Here is an 18086-nt window from a genome sequence, read left to right as displayed (position 1 = left end):
TTAAAGATCTTGGGCTTGTATAGCGGTTATAATTACGGTACTGTAAATATCATCTGCAGTACAACCTCTACTTAAATCGTTTACTGGTTTGTTTAATCCTTGTAAAATTGGGCCAATTGCTAATGCATCAGTTTCACGTTGAACAGCTTTATAGGTATTGTTTCCTGTATTTAAATCTGGGAAAATTAAAACATTGGCTTGTCCTGCAACTTCAGAATTAGGTAATTTGCTTTTACCAATACGCATATCTACAGCAGCATCGTATTGAATTGGACCTTCAATTTTTAATTCAGGTGCTTTTGCTTTAACTATTTCGGTGGCTTTTCTAACTTTATCTACATCTTCACCTTGGCCTGATTCGCCTGATGAGTATGATAACATGGCTATTTTTGGTTCAACTCCAAAATCTTTAGCTGTTTTCGCTGAAGATATTGCAATTTCAGCCAGTTGTTCTGCATTTGGATTTGGATTAATAGCGCAGTCACCAAATATGGATACACGGTCTTCTAAGCACATGAAGAATACTGAAGAGACAATATTTACATCTGGTTTTGTTTTTATAAATTGTAATGCAGGGCGTAATGTATGTGCTGTAGTATGCGCTGCACCTGAAACCATACCATCAGCATGTCCTTTGTAAATCATCATAGTGGCGAAATACGATACATCTGTCATAGCATCTCTGGCCATATCTAAGTTTACATTTTTATGCTTTCTGAGTTCATAAAATGTATTTACATAATCTTGGAAATGAGGCGATTTAGTTGGAGAAATTATATTTACATCTTCAATATTTAATGGAATGTCATATTTAGTAATACGTTCTTTTATTTTTTCCTTTTCACCAATCAAGGTTAAATTAACAACCTGAGCATCTATTAATCTTACAGCTGCACGTAATACCCTATCATCATAACCTTCTGGTAATACAATATGTTTTTTATGTTTTAAGGCACGTTGCAGTAAATTGTACTGAAACATTCTTGGTGTAAAAATATCAGATTTAAAAGTGATTAATTCCTCTGCAAACTTGTCTGTATTTACATGTTTTTCAAAAGTGGCTATAGAGGTCTCAATTTTTTCTGTGTTTTCGGCATATATTCTAGATCTTATAGTACCTATGGTATTGGTAACATAAAAAGTACCATCTTTAACACTAATTATTGGTACAACACTAGAAAGTCCTTCAATTAATTTTAAAATAGTGTCATCAGGAATTAATCCACCAGTTAAAATAATTCCAGAAATTTTAGGGTAGTTTTTTGAGATGTTGGCTTGTAGCGCACCCAAAATAATATCTGCTCTATCGCCAGGAGTAATAACTAGAGTGTTATCTTTTAAATGTGTTAGGTAGTTTCTTAATTGCATAGCCCCAACATTAAAGTTTTCAGATTGATTGTTAATCATATCTTCACCAAAAAGAATGTTTCCGTTTAGTGTTTTTGTGATTTCTTTGATTGTAGGACTTGCTAAACTTTTAACTTTAGGAATTACAGTAATATTGGTGCCATTATTAATGCGTTCTTCTAATAATGATTTTAAAGCCGATGTAGTTTCTGGATTTATTTTATTGGTCATTATAGAAATCACATCTACTTCTTCCTTAAATGTATCATGAGCTAACTGAACATTATCTACTATTTCTGATTGTTCTTTACCGTCTCCTTGAGAAACAATAATTACAGGTAAACCTAAATTCTTAGAGATTAATATATTAATGTCTAATTCTAAACTGGAGTTTTCATGCGAAAAATCGGTACCTTCAACTAAAACAAAATCAAATCGTTCTTCTAGATACTTGTACTTTTTAATGATTTCGTCTATAGCATCGCCAGATTTTCCTTTGTTGTACAAATCCAAAATTTGACTTCTGGTATAAGCGAATGTTTTTTTATAATTGATGTCGATTTCAAAATGCGATATCACAGTGTTTATGTGATTATCCATTTCTCCTGCTTTTGTATCTTCTATAATAGGTCTGAAGTAACCTACTTTTGCAGTTTTACCTAATAGCATTCTCATCAGTCCGAGAACAACAACAGATTTACCGCTATTAGGTTCTATTGTTGCAACATATATTCCTTTACTCATTTTAGAGTTTTTGTAGTATAACAAAGATAGTTTATTAGTCGGTTTTAATGAAATAAACCATTTTGTTGGGGTTATTAATGCTACAAAACTAAGACGTTCTTGTTTGAGTGAAGATGACATTTGTCATACTCCAAAATAATTTTTTTTAAATATTAATTGTTGGGAATAAAGCCAAATTTAACTGGTTAATTCTCTAAATAAACTTTCTAAACTTGCATTTTTTTGATTAAGTTGAAGGATTTTTAGTTGATTATCATGTGCAAAATCAAACACATAAGAACGCATATCTTCAGATGTTTTAAAAGTAATTTCGTAAACAAAATCGTATGTGTTAACCACATTTTTTACTTTAGGTAATTGTTTTAAAAAAGCATCTTCAACACGGTAATCAAACTCTACAATAACGGTTTGTTCTTTTTCGTCTCTTAGCTCTTTTAGTTTTTTATCTGCAACAATTTCACCTTTATTAATAATAATAACACGGTCGCACATGGCTTCAACTTCTTGCATAATATGTGTTGAGAGGAATACCGTTTTAGTTTTACCAATGGTTTTAATTAAATTTCTAATATCTACCAATTGGTTGGGGTCTAAGCCTGTTGTAGGTTCATCTAAAATTAAAACATCAGGGTTGTGCAATAAAGCATTGGCTAAACCAACCCGTTGACGATACCCTTTGGATAACTGACCAATTTTTTTATGAGATTCTGGAGTTAAACCAGTTAGTTCTATAACTTCGTCTATACGCTGTTTGCTAACCTTATAAATATTTGCATTAAAAGCTAAATATTCTTTAATAAACATGTCTAAATATAAAGGATTGTGCTCTGGTAAATAGCCTACACTTTGTTGGACTTGTTGTTTGTTTTTATTTACATCAAATCCATTTACTTTAGCAACTCCTTCATTTGCATTTAAGTAGGTAGTTAGAATTTTCATCATAGTAGATTTTCCTGCACCATTAGGTCCTAAAAAACCAACAATTTCTGGTTTATCTACTTTAAAAGATATTTGGTTTAAGGCTTTCTGATTACCATAAAGTTTTGAAACTCCCTCTACTTGAATAGACATAATTAAAATTATTTGTTCAAAAATAATTGATTATATAATGTAAAGGAAGTTTTGCTGTAAAATCTTTAAATCTTTTAGGAGAATGATAAAAAAGGTTTTATTGAATTTTTATTTCTTAAATAATTAATTACTTTAGCGACATAATTAAGACAATGACAGTATATTATACATATTTTAACAACTGGTTTTATTTCTTTTATAGCAAAAGGAACGAGACATTGTATGTATAATTTATAATAATAAATTTAAATATGGGTCTCGATGAAAATCGAGACTTTTTTTTGTTTAACAATTGATTGAATACTTAAAATAATAGGAAATATTGATTAAAACGGTTGCAATACAAGGCGTAAAAGGATCTTTTCATCATATTGTTTCAGAACAATTTTTTGAAAAAGGAGTTGATGTTATCGAGTGTTTAACATTCGATAGGGTTGTAGATTCTTTAATAACAGAAGAATGCGATTCTGCTATAATGGCTTTAGAGAATTCTATTGCAGGCTCCATAATTCCCAATTATGCGTTAATCGATAAATACGGATTGCATATTGTTGGCGAGCATTATTTAGATATTCAGCATAATTTAATGGCGCTTCCAAATCAAAATATTTCAGATATCAAGGAAGTCTATTCTCACCCTATGGCATTGTTGCAATGTAAAGAGTTTTTTAAGGAATACCCGCATATTAAACTTGTTGAAGATAAAGATACTGCCGAGGTAGCTCAACGTATTGAAGAGCAACAATTACAAGGTGTTGGAGCAATTGCAAGTGTTATGGCAGCCGAAATATTTAACTTAGATATTTTAGCACATAGTATACAAACTATAAAGCATAACGAAACACGTTTTGCTATTGTAAAACGTACAAATTCTGAAGTTCCAGAAGAAGAGATCAACAAAGCGTCAGTGAAATTTGAAACCGATCATAAACGAGGCAGTTTAGCGGCCATTTTAAATGTAATGAGCGATTGTAAATTAAACTTAACTAAAATTCAGTCGTTACCAATTGTTGAAACACCTTGGAAATATGCGTTTTTTGTTGATGTTACTTTTGAAACGTATTCAGATTTTAAAAAAGCAAAATCTATAATAGAAATTATGGGAGAAGGCTTTAAAGTATTAGGAGAATATAAAAATGCAAAGCTATGATTGAAGTAGCAAAACGCTTACATACCGTTGAAGAATACTACTTCTCAAAAAAATTAAGAGAAGTTAATTTAATGATTGCAAATGGCAAACCTGTAATTAATTTAGGTATTGGTAGTCCAGATTTGCAACCGCCACAAAAAGTGGTTGATGCCATAACAGAAAGTCTTTTACATCCTAATGCTCATAAATATCAAAGCTATCAAGGATTACCAGAGCTTAGAGATGCTATTTCTAGGTTTTATAAAGAACATTACTCAGTTAATTTAAGTTCGTTAACAGAGGTGTTGCCATTAATGGGAAGTAAGGAAGGGATTATGCATATTTCTATGACATATTTAAATGAAGGCGATGAGGTTTTAATCCCAAACCCAGGATATCCAACTTATCAATCAGTAACAAAATTAGTAGGAGCTAAGGGTGTTTTATATGAATTAGATGAAACCAATAATTGGTTGCCAGATTTTAAAGCTTTAGAACAATTAGATTTAAGTAAGGTGAAATTGATGTGGGTAAATTATCCGCACATGCCAACAGGAGCTAAACCAACTAAACATTTGTTTGAAGAATTGGTGGCCTTTGGTAAAAAACACAATATTTTAATTGTAAACGACAATCCGTATAGTTTTATATTAAACGATAACCCAAAAAGTATTTTAAGTGTTGATGGCGCAAAAGAGGTTTGCTTAGAGTTAAACTCATTAAGTAAAACTTTTAATATGGCCGGTTGGCGTGTAGGTATGGTTGTTGGTAGCAGCACGCATATAAATAACATTTTAAAAGTTAAAAGTAATATGGATTCTGGAATGTTTTATGGCATTCAAAAGGGAGCAATAGAAGCTTTAAAATGTTCAAAAATGTGGTTTGCTACTTTAAATAATGTATATCAAAAACGTAGAAATTTGGTGTGGCAATTAGCAGAGGCTTTAAATTGTACTTACGACAAAAATGCTTCAGGACTTTTTGTATGGGCAAAATTGCCAGCATATTTAAAGTCTGAAGAGTTTATAGATATAATTTTAAAAGAAAATCACGTGTTTATTACACCGGGAACCATTTTTGGTAATAAAGGAGAAGGTTATATAAGGTTTTCTTTATGTGCATCAACTGAAGATTTAGAAGAAGCAATCGCAAGAGTTAAATAGAGATGAAAAATATATATATCATAGGGGTTGGATTAATAGGTGGAAGTCTTGCTATAGATATCAAGAAGAATAATCCGGAGGCGATTATACACGGTATTAGCAGAAAGCAAACTACTTTAGATGAAGCTTTATCACTTAAACTAATTGATAAGAAAGCCACTTTAGATGATGTTGAAAATGCCGATTTAGTTATCATAGCAATTCCTGTTGATGCAACTGTAAAATTATTACCAAGCATTTTAGATAAAATATCAGATGAAGGATTGGTTGTAGATGCAGGCTCAACAAAAGTAGATATCTGTAAAGAGGTTGAAAATCATCCAAAGCGTAGAAATTTTTTAGCAATGCATCCTATAGCAGGAACAGAATATTCTGGACCAACTGCTGCTTTAAGTGGTTTGTTTGAAGGTAAAACAAATATTGTTTGCGAGGTTGAAAAAACAACATTCAAGCTTCAAGAAAAAGCCTTAAAACTTTTTACAGATATAGGTATGCGTATTCGTTACATGAATCCGGAAGCTCACGATAAACACATTGCATATATGTCGCATTTATCGCATATCAGTTCGTTTATGTTGGGTAAAACGGTAATTGAAAAAGAAAAAAACGAGCGTGATATTTTTGATATGGCAGGTAGTGGATTTGCATCCACAGTGCGTTTAGCAAAAAGCTCGCCAGCTATGTGGACACCCATATTTAAACAAAACAAAACAAATGTTATTGAAACATTAGAAGAGTATATTACAAATCTCACACATTTTAAAGAGTTGATGAAACAAGATGATTTTGAAGCTATTTTTAACGAGATGGAAAACACCAATTACATAAAAGATATTTTAAAAGGAATTAGTTAAGAGTAAAATTATGGAAAACAAAAAAGAAATGAGAAACTGGTTAGATGATTTAAAATTAGATCATCCATTGGTAATTGCAGGACCTTGTAGTGCAGAGACAGAAGAACAGGTTTTAAAAATTGCACATGATTTAAAAGATACCGATGTTAATTATTTTAGAGCAGGTATCTGGAAACCAAGAACAAGACCAGGAATGTTTGAAGGTGTAGGAGGTTTAGGTTTAAAATGGCTGCAAAAAGTTAAGGAAGAAACAGGAATGAAGATTACTACAGAAGTAGCTAATGCAACACATGTTAAACTAGCTTTAGAACATGATGTTGATATGTTATGGATTGGTGCACGTTCTACCGTAAGTCCGTTTATTATGCAAGAAATTGCAGATGCACTTGAAGGTACAGACAAGCCTGTGTTGGTAAAAAACCCTGTAAATCCAGATTTAGCACTTTGGCTAGGAGGCATTGAGCGTATTTACAGTTCGGGTGTTAAAAATATTGGAGCTATTCATAGAGGTTTTTCAACATACGAAAAAACTAAATACAGAAATAATCCAGAATGGCAATTAGCTATTGAGTTTCAAAATAAATTTCCAGATATTCCTTTAATTAACGATCCGTCACATATTACAGGTAAAAGAGATATGATTTTTGATGTGTCTCAAACCGCTTTAGATTTAAACTTTGATGGATTAATGATTGAAACCCATTTCGATCCTGATAATGCATGGAGTGATGCAGCACAACAAGTAACACCAAGTAGTTTAGTTCAAATTATGAAAGATTTGAAAATAAGAAAAGAAAGCAATGCTGAAGCAGAATACATGAGTGCTTTAAATAATTTAAGAGCTCAGATTGATGTCGTTGATAATCAAATTATCGATTTACTAGGAAAACGTATGAAAGTAGCTGATGGAATTGGCGAACTTAAAAAAGATAAAAATGTAGCCGTTTTACAATCTAAACGTTGGAATGAAATTTTAGGTAAAATGGTTCTTGAAGGAGAGTCAAAAGGATTAAGTGAAGAGTTTGTTTTAAAAATGTTTAAAGCTATTCACCAAGAATCAATTAATCATCAAGAGAAGATTTTAAATGGATAATAATCCATTAAAATAATATGTTAAAAAATCCGATAATTTATTGTCGGATTTTTTTTATTTTTGATTGAATGAAATTTAAAAACCTTCTCAAAATCATTTTTTTGTGTATTGCCAATTATCTAACTGCGCAAAATACCTTAAATCATTATATACCCAACAATATAGATTCTCTCAAAGTTTATTTGAAGAAAATCAATCAAAATCAAATAAATAAAATAGATGGGCAATTTTCATCTAAAATTAAGAAACTCTATAAAGATAGAGATGAAAAAGTAGTTGAATCTATAGAGGACAGTGTTTACATTTTTAATTCTGAAATAAAAAATCACTTAAATAAAGTCCTCCAACAAGTTTATTCTTCTAATCCAGAAATTAACTCAAATGATTTTTATTTTTTTATAAAAAATTCAATTGTGCCCAATGCAGCGTGTTACGGAGATGGTATGTTTGAAATTTATTTAGGGTTATTTACTAAGTTAGACTCTGAGGATGAATTAGCATTTATCATATGTCATGAAATAGCTCACAAATTACTAAATCATTCCTTAAACAGTATTTCAAAAAAAGTAGCTTCAGTAAATTCAAAAGAAACTAAGCAAAAGATAAGAAGTTTGAAGAGAATGGAGTATGGGCAAACAAGGGCTGCACTTTCTGTAATAGATGAATTGAATATAGATTTTCTTGACCATTCAAAAGAAGTAGAAGCGCAAGCAGATTCTTTAGGTTTCTTATTGTATTCTAAAACTAAATACAATATATATAGTGCTCTTTCTTCATTAGAGAAACTGGAAAAAGTAGATGAAATGATTTTGCATCATGATGTAAAATTAGATAGTGTTTTTAATTTTGAAGGTTATCCATTTCAATCGTATTGGCTTAAAGAAAACACTTCACTTTTTGATACTACCGAAGAAATAAATGAATTTAGTTTAGTTTCAGACACATTAAAAACACATCCAGAAATTGAATTCAGAGTTAATAAATTGATTAAAGATTTTAATTTAGAAAGTAACAATATTGATATTGAAGAATATATAACCAAGTTTAAAAGTTTAAAACAAATATCACATTTACATAGTATAGAATTTACTCTAGATTTAAAATTATTAGATGTTGCTATTTACCAATTGATTGAAAAGTTTAATAATAAAGAAATAGATGAAGGTTATTATTATACAAAAATGGCAAAAGCTTTAAGACTTATATATGAGGTTAAGAAAAACCATGAGTTAGGTAAGTATGTTCCTTTTAAAAGTCGTTTTTCTGATGAAAAACAACTTAATGTAATAAGACTCTTTTTGCACAATTTAGAACTCAATGAAGTTGAAAAAATTGGACTTGCTTTTTGCGCGGTAATTGAGAGTAAAAAGATAAATAATCCTGATTTTAATGACACAATAGAATTTTTTAAATCCATAAATAATTAACCAACAACAATAAAAAAATGAGAAAACTTTTAACTTTAATCGGCTTGTGTGTACTAAGTTTAGCATTAAATGCACAAGAAAAAACACTTAATGAAATCACAGAATTTAAAATAAAAAATTCAGGTGCATTAATGGATAAAAATAATGATGTAGATGGTTATTATTTTTATTATGAAGTAGATAAGTTAAAAAAAGGACAGCGTGAATATGCTATAAGAATGCTAGATAATAATTTAAATGATTTAGCTACAAAATCTTATGTTGATTCAAAAAACACTTTTTTAGGAGATAGCAAATTTAATAATCAAGCATTAATGTTTGCTATGATAAATTTAAAAGACAAGCAATATAAACTTGTGACTTTTGATAGGCAAGGAAATCAAGGTGAGGATATTGTAATACCTGTAAATAAGAAAGAGATGAAATATTTGTCTTATGCTGTTAAATCAGGAAATTTCAATTTGTTACTCCCAGTGGATAATAAGGGGTTTTTGTTTAATTATATTAGAGACAATAAAAAATTAGGATATGGTTTAAAATATATTCCAACAGATGGAGGTCAATCATGGGACTATAATTCTCCTGATGAGTCCAGTAAAATATTGAATATAAATCCAATAGAAGTAAATGAAGAAGTGTTAGTGGCATTAGAGAGTTCCAAAAAATCTATGCTTAGTCAAAAAGTAAATTTTAAAGTTTTGGTTATTGATATTAAAACAGGAAAGTTACTTTTTGAGAAAGAATTTGATAAAGAAAATAACCCTAGGCTAATAACAAATGCATTTTTAACTGAAGATAAAAAAGTGGTTTTATTAGGTGAATATTTTGCAAAGGATGATAATGTAATTAAGGATAAGAGTTTGGGTATTTTTGCTCAGGTAAATGAATTATCTGGTGAAGTTGTATCGGATAGTAAAGTAAGTTGGAAAGATAAAATTGATCAGATGATGCCAGCAGAATCTAATGGTAAAAAATATAAACGCGGTTATGTTTATTTTCATGATATCGTTCGAACACAAAAAGGAACTTATTACTGTATTGGAGAAAGATACAGAAAAACAGCAAGTGCTGCTGGTATTGCAGCTGCTGCTTTAGGCGGTGGAGGTTCAGTTACTCAATTAACCATTACAGACGCTGTTGTTTTTGAGTTTGATGAAAGTTTTAATCTTCAAGATATTCAAGTATTCAAAAAAGGTAAATCAAGAGCGCCTAGTCTTTTAGATGTAGGTAGCCCTCAACTTAATGCGCATGCTTTAAAAGCTTTTGGGGCTTTTGATTATCAATTTACACAGTTGGATGTAGATAGAGATAGGTTTTATGCTTCTTTTATCGATTATGAAAGACTGAAGGGAGAAGAAAATAAATTTGCTTTTAAATCAATAATATATAATGATGGAAATTTGTCTGAAGATAAAATTTATTTAAAAAAATCTAAAGGAAAAATTAGGTTTAGAGTAATGCCTGCGAAATTAGGGCACGTAATGCTTTTAGAGTACAATAAAAAAGAAAAAACATTACAAATTCATTTAGAGAAACTTAATATTCAATAAGAAAGAACCAAAAAAATAAATTAAAGCCTCACAATTGTGAGGCTTTTTTGTTTGTATTGCAAACTTATTATTTCCATCTTTGTAGTAATGACAGGACAAGTTTACAAATCTACAGGAAGTTGGTATACCGTTAAAACCGATTTGGGGCACACATATGAGTGCCGCATAAAAGGTAAATTCCGCATAAAAGGTATTAAAAGCACTAACCCAATTGCGGTTGGTGATATAGTAGATTTTGAATTAGAAACCGATAATAATCAAGAATCTGGTATCATTTATAATATACATGATAGAACCAATTACATTGTTAGAAAATCTGTAAACTTATCTAAGCAAACACATATTATTGCAGCAAATTTAGATCAGGTATTTTTAATGATAACCATTAATAATCCACCAACTTTAACCAGTTTTATCGATCGATTTTTAGTAACTGCAGAAGCCTATTCTATTAAAACCATATTGTTATTTAATAAAATAGATACTTATGATGAAGAGGCGCTTAATGAGGTGAAATATTTAGCGCACGTTTATAGAACAATTGGTTATGAATGCATTGGAGTATCTGCAAAAACAGGTAAGAATGTAGATAAGGTTAAAGCTTTAATGCAAGATAAAGTTAGTATGTTTTCAGGGCATTCTGGAGTAGGTAAATCTACTTTGGTAAATATCATAGAACCAGGTTTAAACATTAAAACAAAAGAAATTTCAACTTTATATATGCAAGGTCAACACACTACAACCTTTGCAGAAATGTTTGATTTGAGTTTTGGAGCCAAAATTATTGACACACCAGGAATAAAAGGTTTTGGTGTAGTAGATATGGATAAAGAAGAAGTAGGTGATTACTTTCCAGAAATTTTTAAATTAAAACAAGATTGTAAGTTTAATAATTGTTTACATATTAAAGAACCAAATTGTGCTGTTAAGAAAGCTTTAGATAATGATGAAATAGCTTTTTCTCGCTACCGAAGCTATTTGCAAATTGTTGAAGGTGAAGATGAAAATTACAGAACCGACAACTGGGATAAAGAATAAGAATGAAAGTAATTATTCAACGTGTTTTAAAAGCAAGTGTTACTATTGATGGAAATAAAGTAGCTTCAATTTCGCAAGGGCTTTTAATTCTTTTGGGAATTATAAATGAAGACATTAAAGAGGATATTAATTGGCTTTCAAACAAAATAACTAACCTAAGAATTTTTGGTGATGAAAATGGTGTGATGAATAAATCTATAAAAGAAGTTGATGGTGAGGCTATTATAGTGAGTCAATTTACTTTACATGCGTCTACAAAAAAAGGAAACAGACCCAGCTATATAAAAGCAGCAAAACCAGATGTAGCTATTCCGCTTTACGAAGCGTTTGTAAAACAGTTAGAAATAGATTTAGGTAGACCAGTTCAAACAGGTCAATTTGGAGCCGATATGAAAGTGGAGTTACTTAATGATGGACCGGTTACCATTATAATCGATTCAAAAAATAAAGAATAGTGGCATCTGCTTTCGGTCATAGCATTGTTGGGTTTACATTAACAAAAATAATAGATTCAAAAAACACAAAACGGCTATTACTCGCAGCTATTTTTTCAACCATTTTACCAGATTTTGATGTTATAACATTTAAGTTTGGAATAGCTTACGAGCATCCTTTGGGGCATCGTGGGTTTACACATTCCATTCTTTTTTCAATAATTTGGGCACTACTACTCATGTTTATATTTGGAAAAAAGAACAAGCTAGTATGGTTTTTAGTAATCTTTCTATCCACATTATCTCATGGAATTCTAGATGCCATGACATCAGGAGGAAAAGGTATTGGTTTTTTTATTCCTTTTAATAATGAGCGTTTCTTTTTTCCGTTTAGAGGTATAAAAGTATCACCCATAGGAATATCTGAATTTTTTTCCACTTGGGGATTAAAAGTGCTTTTTAGCGAAATTAAGTTTATAATTTTACCTTGTTTTATTATCTTAGGTGTAAGATTTTTAGCAATAAAAACTAACAAGTAAGAAATTAAAATATGATTTTTCTCATAAAATTAGAGAAGATATTGTTATAGTTTTAAGGCTTAAAGTATCATACAACCAACCGACCAACTACATGATTTTAAGAAGTATATTGAAAATTATACTGTTTTTTACAACATCAGTTATTTTTTCTCAAGAAAATTTATATTCCAGTTTAACAATTCCAGAACATCTTAAAGAAAACGCCAATGCGGTTATTAGATTAAATGAGACCAAAATTTCATTAAAATCTTCTAATGAAATGGTTGTAAAAGGGAGAAGAATAATTACCATATTAAATAAATATGGAGATAGAAATATTGATGCATATATGCATTACGATAATAGTAGAAATATAAAATCTCTTCAAGCTTTGGTTTTTGATGCATATGGAGAAGAAATCAAAAAAATTAAAATAAAAGATTTTAAGGATGTTAGTGCTGTAGATGGAGGTACATTGTATTCAGACTCTAGAGTAAAATATTTGAGATATACCCCAATAGATTACCCTTATACTATTGAATTTACATACGAAACTTATACAAATAATACAGCCTTTATACCGTCTTTTAGACCTGTTACAGATTATTATGTTAGTGTGGAGTCAAGTGAATTCTCAATTAACTATCCTGAAACTTTAAGTATAAGAAAAAAGGAAAATAATATAGAAGGTTTACAATTAGAAAAAGAAGATGAAGTAGGAATGATAAGTTATAACATTAAGAATATTGAATCTTTTAAACCAGAAGATTATAGTCCCTCTATTTTAGATGTAATTCCTAATGTTTTATTTGCATCAAAGCAGTTCACCTTAGAAGGTGTATATGCAGAAGTTGAAAATTGGGATGATTTTGGAAAATGGATGTATCATGATTTAATTAAGGGTACACATGATTTATCTTCTCAAACCATTAACATGATTCAGGATTTAGTTAAAAATGAAACAAGTGATATTGATAAAGCTAAAAAGATATACCAATATGTACAAGATAAAGTTAGATACATAAGTGTACAAGTGGGAATAGGTGGCTGGAAACCTTTTAATGCTTCATATGTTGATGAGGTTGGTTATGGAGATTGTAAAGCATTAACAAATTATACAATGTCTCTTTTAAAAGCCATTGATATTGAGTCAAATTATACTGTTATTTATGCTGGTAGTTCACAAAGAAATTTAGAGAAAAATTTTAGTGCGATGCAAGGAAATCATGTTATTTTATCAATACCCAATAATGATGAAAATATTTGGTTAGAGTGCACAAGCCAAAAACTGCCTTTTGGTTTTATTGGCGATTTTACTGATGATAGAGATGCATTGGTTATAACCCCAGAAGGAGGTGAAATAGTTCATACAAAAAAGTATGAAACAGAAGAAAATAGTCAGTATATAAAAGGAAACTATGTCGTTTCTGATGATGGAGAAATTAAAGTAAATGTTAATATAACTTCTGAAGGAATTCAATATGATGATAAATATTGGTTGGAATCAGAAATAGAGCGCGATATAGATGTACACTATAAAAAAAGATGGAAATATATAACTAACATAAATATAGATAGTTTTAATATTAATAATGATAAAACTAATATTAAATTTATTGAAGATGTTAGCTTTAAAGCATCTAATTACACAAAAAAAGCGGGAAATAGAATGTTGTTAACTGTTAATGCTTTAAATAGAAATACAGACATTCCAGATCGTTATAGAAGTAGAAAATTTCCTTTAAAAATAAATAGAGGCTTTATTGATAAAGATGAAGTTGAAATTATATTACCACCAAGTTACAAAGTAGAATCTTTACCTACAGAAAAGATAATAGAAAATAAATTTGGGAGCTATAAAATCAATATCTCTGAAAAGGATGAGAAAACTCTGGTTTATAAAAGAGAGTTTATTGTAAATGATGGCGAATTTCCTAAAGAAGATTACAATAAATTTAGAATTTTTTACAAAGAAGTATCTAAATATGATAACGCAAAAATAGCATTAATTAAAAACCAATAACACTATGAGACTTTCTATTCTTTTATTAGTATTTTTTATAAGTTTTACAGGATTTGCACAGGATTATGATTTTGGTAAAATATCAAAAGAAGAGTTGATAGAAAAATTTAACCCTTTAGATTCATCAGCCAGTGCAACCTATTTATACAAATATAGAAGAACGTATTATAATTATGTTCAAGGTCAGGGTTTTCAATTAATAACCGATGTTCATGAAAGAATTAAAATATATAATCAAGAAGGGTTTAAATATGCAACTAAGTCTATTATGCTATATAGAGATAATTCTACTAGAGAAAAGGTAGGCAATTTAAAAGCTTATACCTACAATTTAATTAATAATAAAATAGATGATGTTAAGCTTAAAAAAGATGGTGTATTTAATACAGAAAAATCTAGTTATTTTGATGAAACTAAATTTACAATGCCCAATGTAAAAGAGGGTTCTGTAATAGAATATGAATATAAATTAATTTCTCCCTTTTATTGGAATGTTGATGAGTTTGAGTTCCAACATGATATTCCAGTTAAAAAAATATACGCCAAAATCGAAATTCCAGAGTATTTCAATTTTAAAGTTAATACAAAAGGATATTTACTGGTAACACCAGAGTCTTCAAGTAAAAGAGGAAAAATTACATTTAATGATAGAACAAGAACAGAAGGTAGGTTAGGAGCTTCAAAAACCACATTTAGTTCATCAAGTATAGATTTTCAAACTTATATTACATCATATAATATTAATAACATACCAGCTTTAAAAGATGAACCTTATGTAAATAATATTAATAATTATAGGTCATCGGTAAAATATGAGCTTTCTTATACTAAATTCCCTAATTCTCCAATGGATTTTTATTCAACTACTTGGGAAGATGTAGTTAAAACTATATATAAAAGTTCTAATTTTGGTGAGGAATTAAATAAAACAGGATATTTTGAAGATGATATAGATGCTATAATTGCTACAACATCAGACCCATTTAATCGATTATCTTTAATTTTTGATTTTGTAAAGTCTAAAGTAAAATGGAATGAGTATTATGGTAAATATACAGACAAAGGAGTAAGAAAAGCATATAAAGAACAAGTAGGTAATGTTGCAGAAATTAATTTAATGCTTACATCTATGCTTCGTCATGCTGGCCTAAATGCGAATCCTGTGCTAGTAAGTACAAGAAATAATGGTATTCCTTTGTTTCCAACAAGAATTGGTTATGATTATGTTATTTCTTGTGTTGAAATGCCGGAAGGGAATATTTTACTTGATGCTACAAGTAAATATGGTTCACCAAACATTTTACCATATAGAGTTTTAAATTGGGATGGTAGAATAATAAGAAAAGATGGTAATTCTACTTTGGTAAGTTTATACCCAAAAACAAACTCAAAGAATACAGTAACTATGGTGGTTAAGTTAGATGAAGAAGGTAGTATTGAAGGGAATTATCGTATTTCAAAAACAAATCATAATGCGTTGTCTTATAGAGTAAAATTTAATAATGCAAATGAAAATGATTTTTTAGAAAAATTAGAAAATAAATATGGAGGAATAGAAATTTCTGATTTCAAGGTTAGCAATGCAACAGATTTAACTAAACCAGTAACAGAAACTTATAAATTTTTTAAAGAAAGTCAAGCAGATATAATTGGAAATAAAATTTATTTTTCGCCTTTATTCTTTTTAGCTACAAAAGAAAATCCTTTTAAATTAGAAAAAAGAGAATTTCCAGTTGATTTTGGTTTTCCTTCAGAAAGTATGTATAGAATAATTATAAATTTACCCGAAGGATACGAAGTAGAGTCTATACCTGAGGTTGCTGTGTTAGCATTGCCTGACAATTTGGGAACATTTAAATATAACATTTCCCAAAAAGGATCAGTAATTAATTTAATTATAACCACTGAAATAAATGAGTCAATTATTTCTCCATTATATTACGATGCTTTAAGAGAATATTTTAAAATGTTCATAGAAAAAGAAAACGAACAAATAGTTTTAAGTAAAACCTAAGAATGAATATACAAAACGCACAACAAATAGTAGACGACTGGATTAACGAACATGGTGTACGCTATTTTAACGAGCTTACAAATATGGCTCAACTAACCGAAGAAGTTGGAGAAGTAGCACGTATTATTGCTCGCAGATATGGAGAACAAAGCGAAAAAGAAAGTGACAAAGACAAAGATTTAGGCGAAGAGCTTGCCGATGTGTTGTTTGTTGTTTTATGCTTAGCGAACCAAACAGGTGTAGATTTACAAAAAGCATTTGATAAAAGAATGGATAAAAAAGCAAAACGTGACCATGATAGACACCATAATAACGAAAAATTAAAATAATTTATAAGTATATTTGAACGCTTCTTTTAAGAAGCGTTTTTTAATACTTTATAATGAATTTTACCCTTAATAAATCATCAATCCAAAATCGTCAATCGAAAATCACCATAACAGGTTCTAAAAGTGAATCTAATCGTTTGTTATTACTACAGGCGCTGTATCCAGAATTTAAACTTGAAAACGTTTCTAATTCTGATGATAGCAACCTAATGACGAACGCTTTGAATTCTCAATCTGATATTGTAGACATTCATCACGCGGGAACAGCAATGCGTTTTTTAACAGCGTATTTCTCGATTCAAGAAGGAAGAGAAGTGATACTCACTGGTTCTAAACGTATGAAAGAACGTCCAATTAAAATTTTAGTTGAGGCGCTTCAAGATTTAGGAGCAGAAATTAGTTATGAAGAAAATAAAGGTTTCCCACCAATTAGAATTAAAGGAAAAAAACTAACCAAACATAAAGTAGCATTAAAAGCTAATGTAAGTAGCCAGTATATTTCTGCATTATTACTTATAGCTTCAAAACTCGAAAACGGATTAGAATTAACTTTAGAAGGTCAAATAACTTCTATTCCTTATATAAACATGACTTTAAGTTTGCTTAACGAAATAGGAATAGAAAATTCATTTGTTGGTAATACCATAACAGTAAAACCAATTACTCAAAAACCAAAACCTAAAACCTTGACTGTAGAGTCAGATTGGTCTTCGGCTTCGTATTATTTTAGCATTGTAGCTTTAAGTGATGTGGGGACAGAGATAACATTGTCCTCTTACAAATCAAATTCTTTACAAGGAGATTCAGTATTAGTAGAAATTTATAAACATTTTGGAGTTAGCTCAGTTTTTAATGAAAATAGTATCACGTTAAAAAAGGAAACTATAGAGTTTAAACCGTTAACATTAGACTTAAAAAATGCTCCAGATATTGCTCAAACTATAGCTGTAACTTGTTTTTCCTTAGGCATTTCATGTGATTTAACAGGTTTGCATACCCTAAAGATAAAAGAAACCGATAGACTTGTTGCTCTAAAAACTGAAATTGAAAAATTAGGCGGAAAGGTTGAAATAACAGATAAATCATTACACTTATCGGCTTCAAATTCATTAAAAGAATTAGTTTCAATTGCCACTTATAACGATCATAGAATGGCTATGGCATTTGCGCCGTTAGCACTTAAAACACCAATTATTATTGAGGATGCTATGGTGGTCTCTAAGTCATACCCAACATTTTGGGACGACTTAATATCTCTAGGATTTAAAATAACTAAATAATAATCACACTTTTACTTGACAACCCCTATTCTCAGATTGTATATTTGCAACCTTTCTTAATAAAAAAAGTAA

At 29.7% G+C, this 18086-nt stretch carries 15 protein-coding genes; 13 read left to right on the top strand and 2 right to left on the bottom strand.

The genetic code is table 11. From position 1 onward, the window contains the following. Window positions 1–2091 (bottom strand): phosphate acetyltransferase, encoded by a 2091-nt coding sequence (pta, locus tag MBM09_RS15335; protein ID WP_238674589.1) that lies wholly within the window; start codon window positions 2089–2091, stop codon window positions 1–3. A gap of 177 nt (window positions 2092–2268) precedes the next feature. Beyond that, complete coding sequence (gldA, locus tag MBM09_RS15330; protein WP_238674588.1) at window positions 2269–3162, bottom strand: gliding motility-associated ABC transporter ATP-binding subunit GldA; 894 nt, start codon at window positions 3160–3162, stop codon at window positions 2269–2271. A 322-nt stretch (window positions 3163–3484) separates the two neighbouring features. On the opposite strand from gldA, the gene MBM09_RS15325 reads away from it, so the two are divergent. From MBM09_RS15325 to MBM09_RS15265, 13 genes are all read left to right on the top strand, one after another. Further along, window positions 3485–4312 carry a prephenate dehydratase gene (locus tag MBM09_RS15325; protein ID WP_238674587.1) on the top strand — a complete coding sequence of 276 codons (828 nt, stop codon included), beginning with the start codon at window positions 3485–3487 and terminating at the stop codon, window positions 4310–4312. Then, window positions 4309–5454, top strand: coding sequence for a pyridoxal phosphate-dependent aminotransferase (locus MBM09_RS15320; protein WP_238674586.1), 1146 nt, complete (start codon window positions 4309–4311; stop codon window positions 5452–5454). Before MBM09_RS15325 ends, MBM09_RS15320 begins: the two co-directional genes overlap by 4 nt. Window positions 5455–5456: 2 nt before the next feature. After that, window positions 5457–6308 (top strand): prephenate dehydrogenase, encoded by an 852-nt coding sequence (locus MBM09_RS15315; RefSeq protein ID WP_238674585.1) that lies wholly within the window; start codon window positions 5457–5459, stop codon window positions 6306–6308. Between the two features lie 10 nt (window positions 6309–6318). Next, entirely contained in the window at window positions 6319–7401 is a 1083-nt protein-coding gene (locus tag MBM09_RS15310) for a bifunctional 3-deoxy-7-phosphoheptulonate synthase/chorismate mutase type II (RefSeq protein ID WP_238674584.1), read from the top strand. Window positions 7402–7583: 182 nt separating this feature from the next. Then, window positions 7584–8828, top strand: coding sequence for a M48 family metalloprotease (locus tag MBM09_RS15305; protein ID WP_238674583.1), 1245 nt, complete (start codon window positions 7584–7586; stop codon window positions 8826–8828). 17 nt (window positions 8829–8845) lie between these two features. Continuing rightward, a complete protein-coding gene (locus tag MBM09_RS15300; protein ID WP_238674582.1) occupies window positions 8846–10378 on the top strand; it encodes a DUF6770 family protein in 1533 nt (510 codons plus the stop codon). Between the two features lie 87 nt (window positions 10379–10465). Next, window positions 10466–11416 carry a ribosome small subunit-dependent GTPase A gene (rsgA, locus tag MBM09_RS15295; protein WP_238674581.1) on the top strand — a complete coding sequence of 317 codons (951 nt, stop codon included), beginning with the start codon at window positions 10466–10468 and terminating at the stop codon, window positions 11414–11416. Between the two features lie 2 nt (window positions 11417–11418). Continuing rightward, window positions 11419–11871 (top strand): D-aminoacyl-tRNA deacylase, encoded by a 453-nt coding sequence (dtd, locus tag MBM09_RS15290; protein WP_238674580.1) that lies wholly within the window; start codon window positions 11419–11421, stop codon window positions 11869–11871. After that, window positions 11871–12389 carry a metal-dependent hydrolase gene (locus MBM09_RS15285; RefSeq protein ID WP_238674579.1) on the top strand — a complete coding sequence of 173 codons (519 nt, stop codon included), beginning with the start codon at window positions 11871–11873 and terminating at the stop codon, window positions 12387–12389. The genes dtd and MBM09_RS15285 overlap by 1 nt, the downstream gene beginning before the upstream one ends. 91 nt (window positions 12390–12480) lie before the next feature. Next, entirely contained in the window at window positions 12481–14391 is a 1911-nt protein-coding gene (locus MBM09_RS15280; protein WP_238674578.1) for a DUF3857 domain-containing protein, read from the top strand. Window positions 14392–14395: 4 nt separating this feature from the next. After that, window positions 14396–16405 (top strand): DUF3857 domain-containing protein, encoded by a 2010-nt coding sequence (locus tag MBM09_RS15275; protein ID WP_238674577.1) that lies wholly within the window; start codon window positions 14396–14398, stop codon window positions 16403–16405. A 2-nt stretch (window positions 16406–16407) separates the two neighbouring features. Next, the gene (locus MBM09_RS15270) at window positions 16408–16734 is read left to right on the top strand and encodes a nucleotide pyrophosphohydrolase (protein WP_238674576.1); all 327 of its coding nucleotides are present in this window, start codon (window positions 16408–16410) and stop codon (window positions 16732–16734) included. Window positions 16735–16787: 53 nt separating this feature from the next. Further along, window positions 16788–18014, top strand: a complete 1227-nt coding sequence (locus MBM09_RS15265; protein WP_238674575.1) for a 3-phosphoshikimate 1-carboxyvinyltransferase — start codon at window positions 16788–16790, stop codon at window positions 18012–18014. The last annotated feature ends 72 nt before the right edge of the window (window positions 18015–18086 follow it).

The sequence above is a fragment of the Flaviramulus sp. BrNp1-15 genome (genome assembly GCF_022259695.1).
In the GTDB taxonomy this organism is placed as follows: domain Bacteria; phylum Bacteroidota; class Bacteroidia; order Flavobacteriales; family Flavobacteriaceae; genus BrNp1-15.
This window is presented reverse-complemented; position numbering and strand designations above follow the sequence as displayed.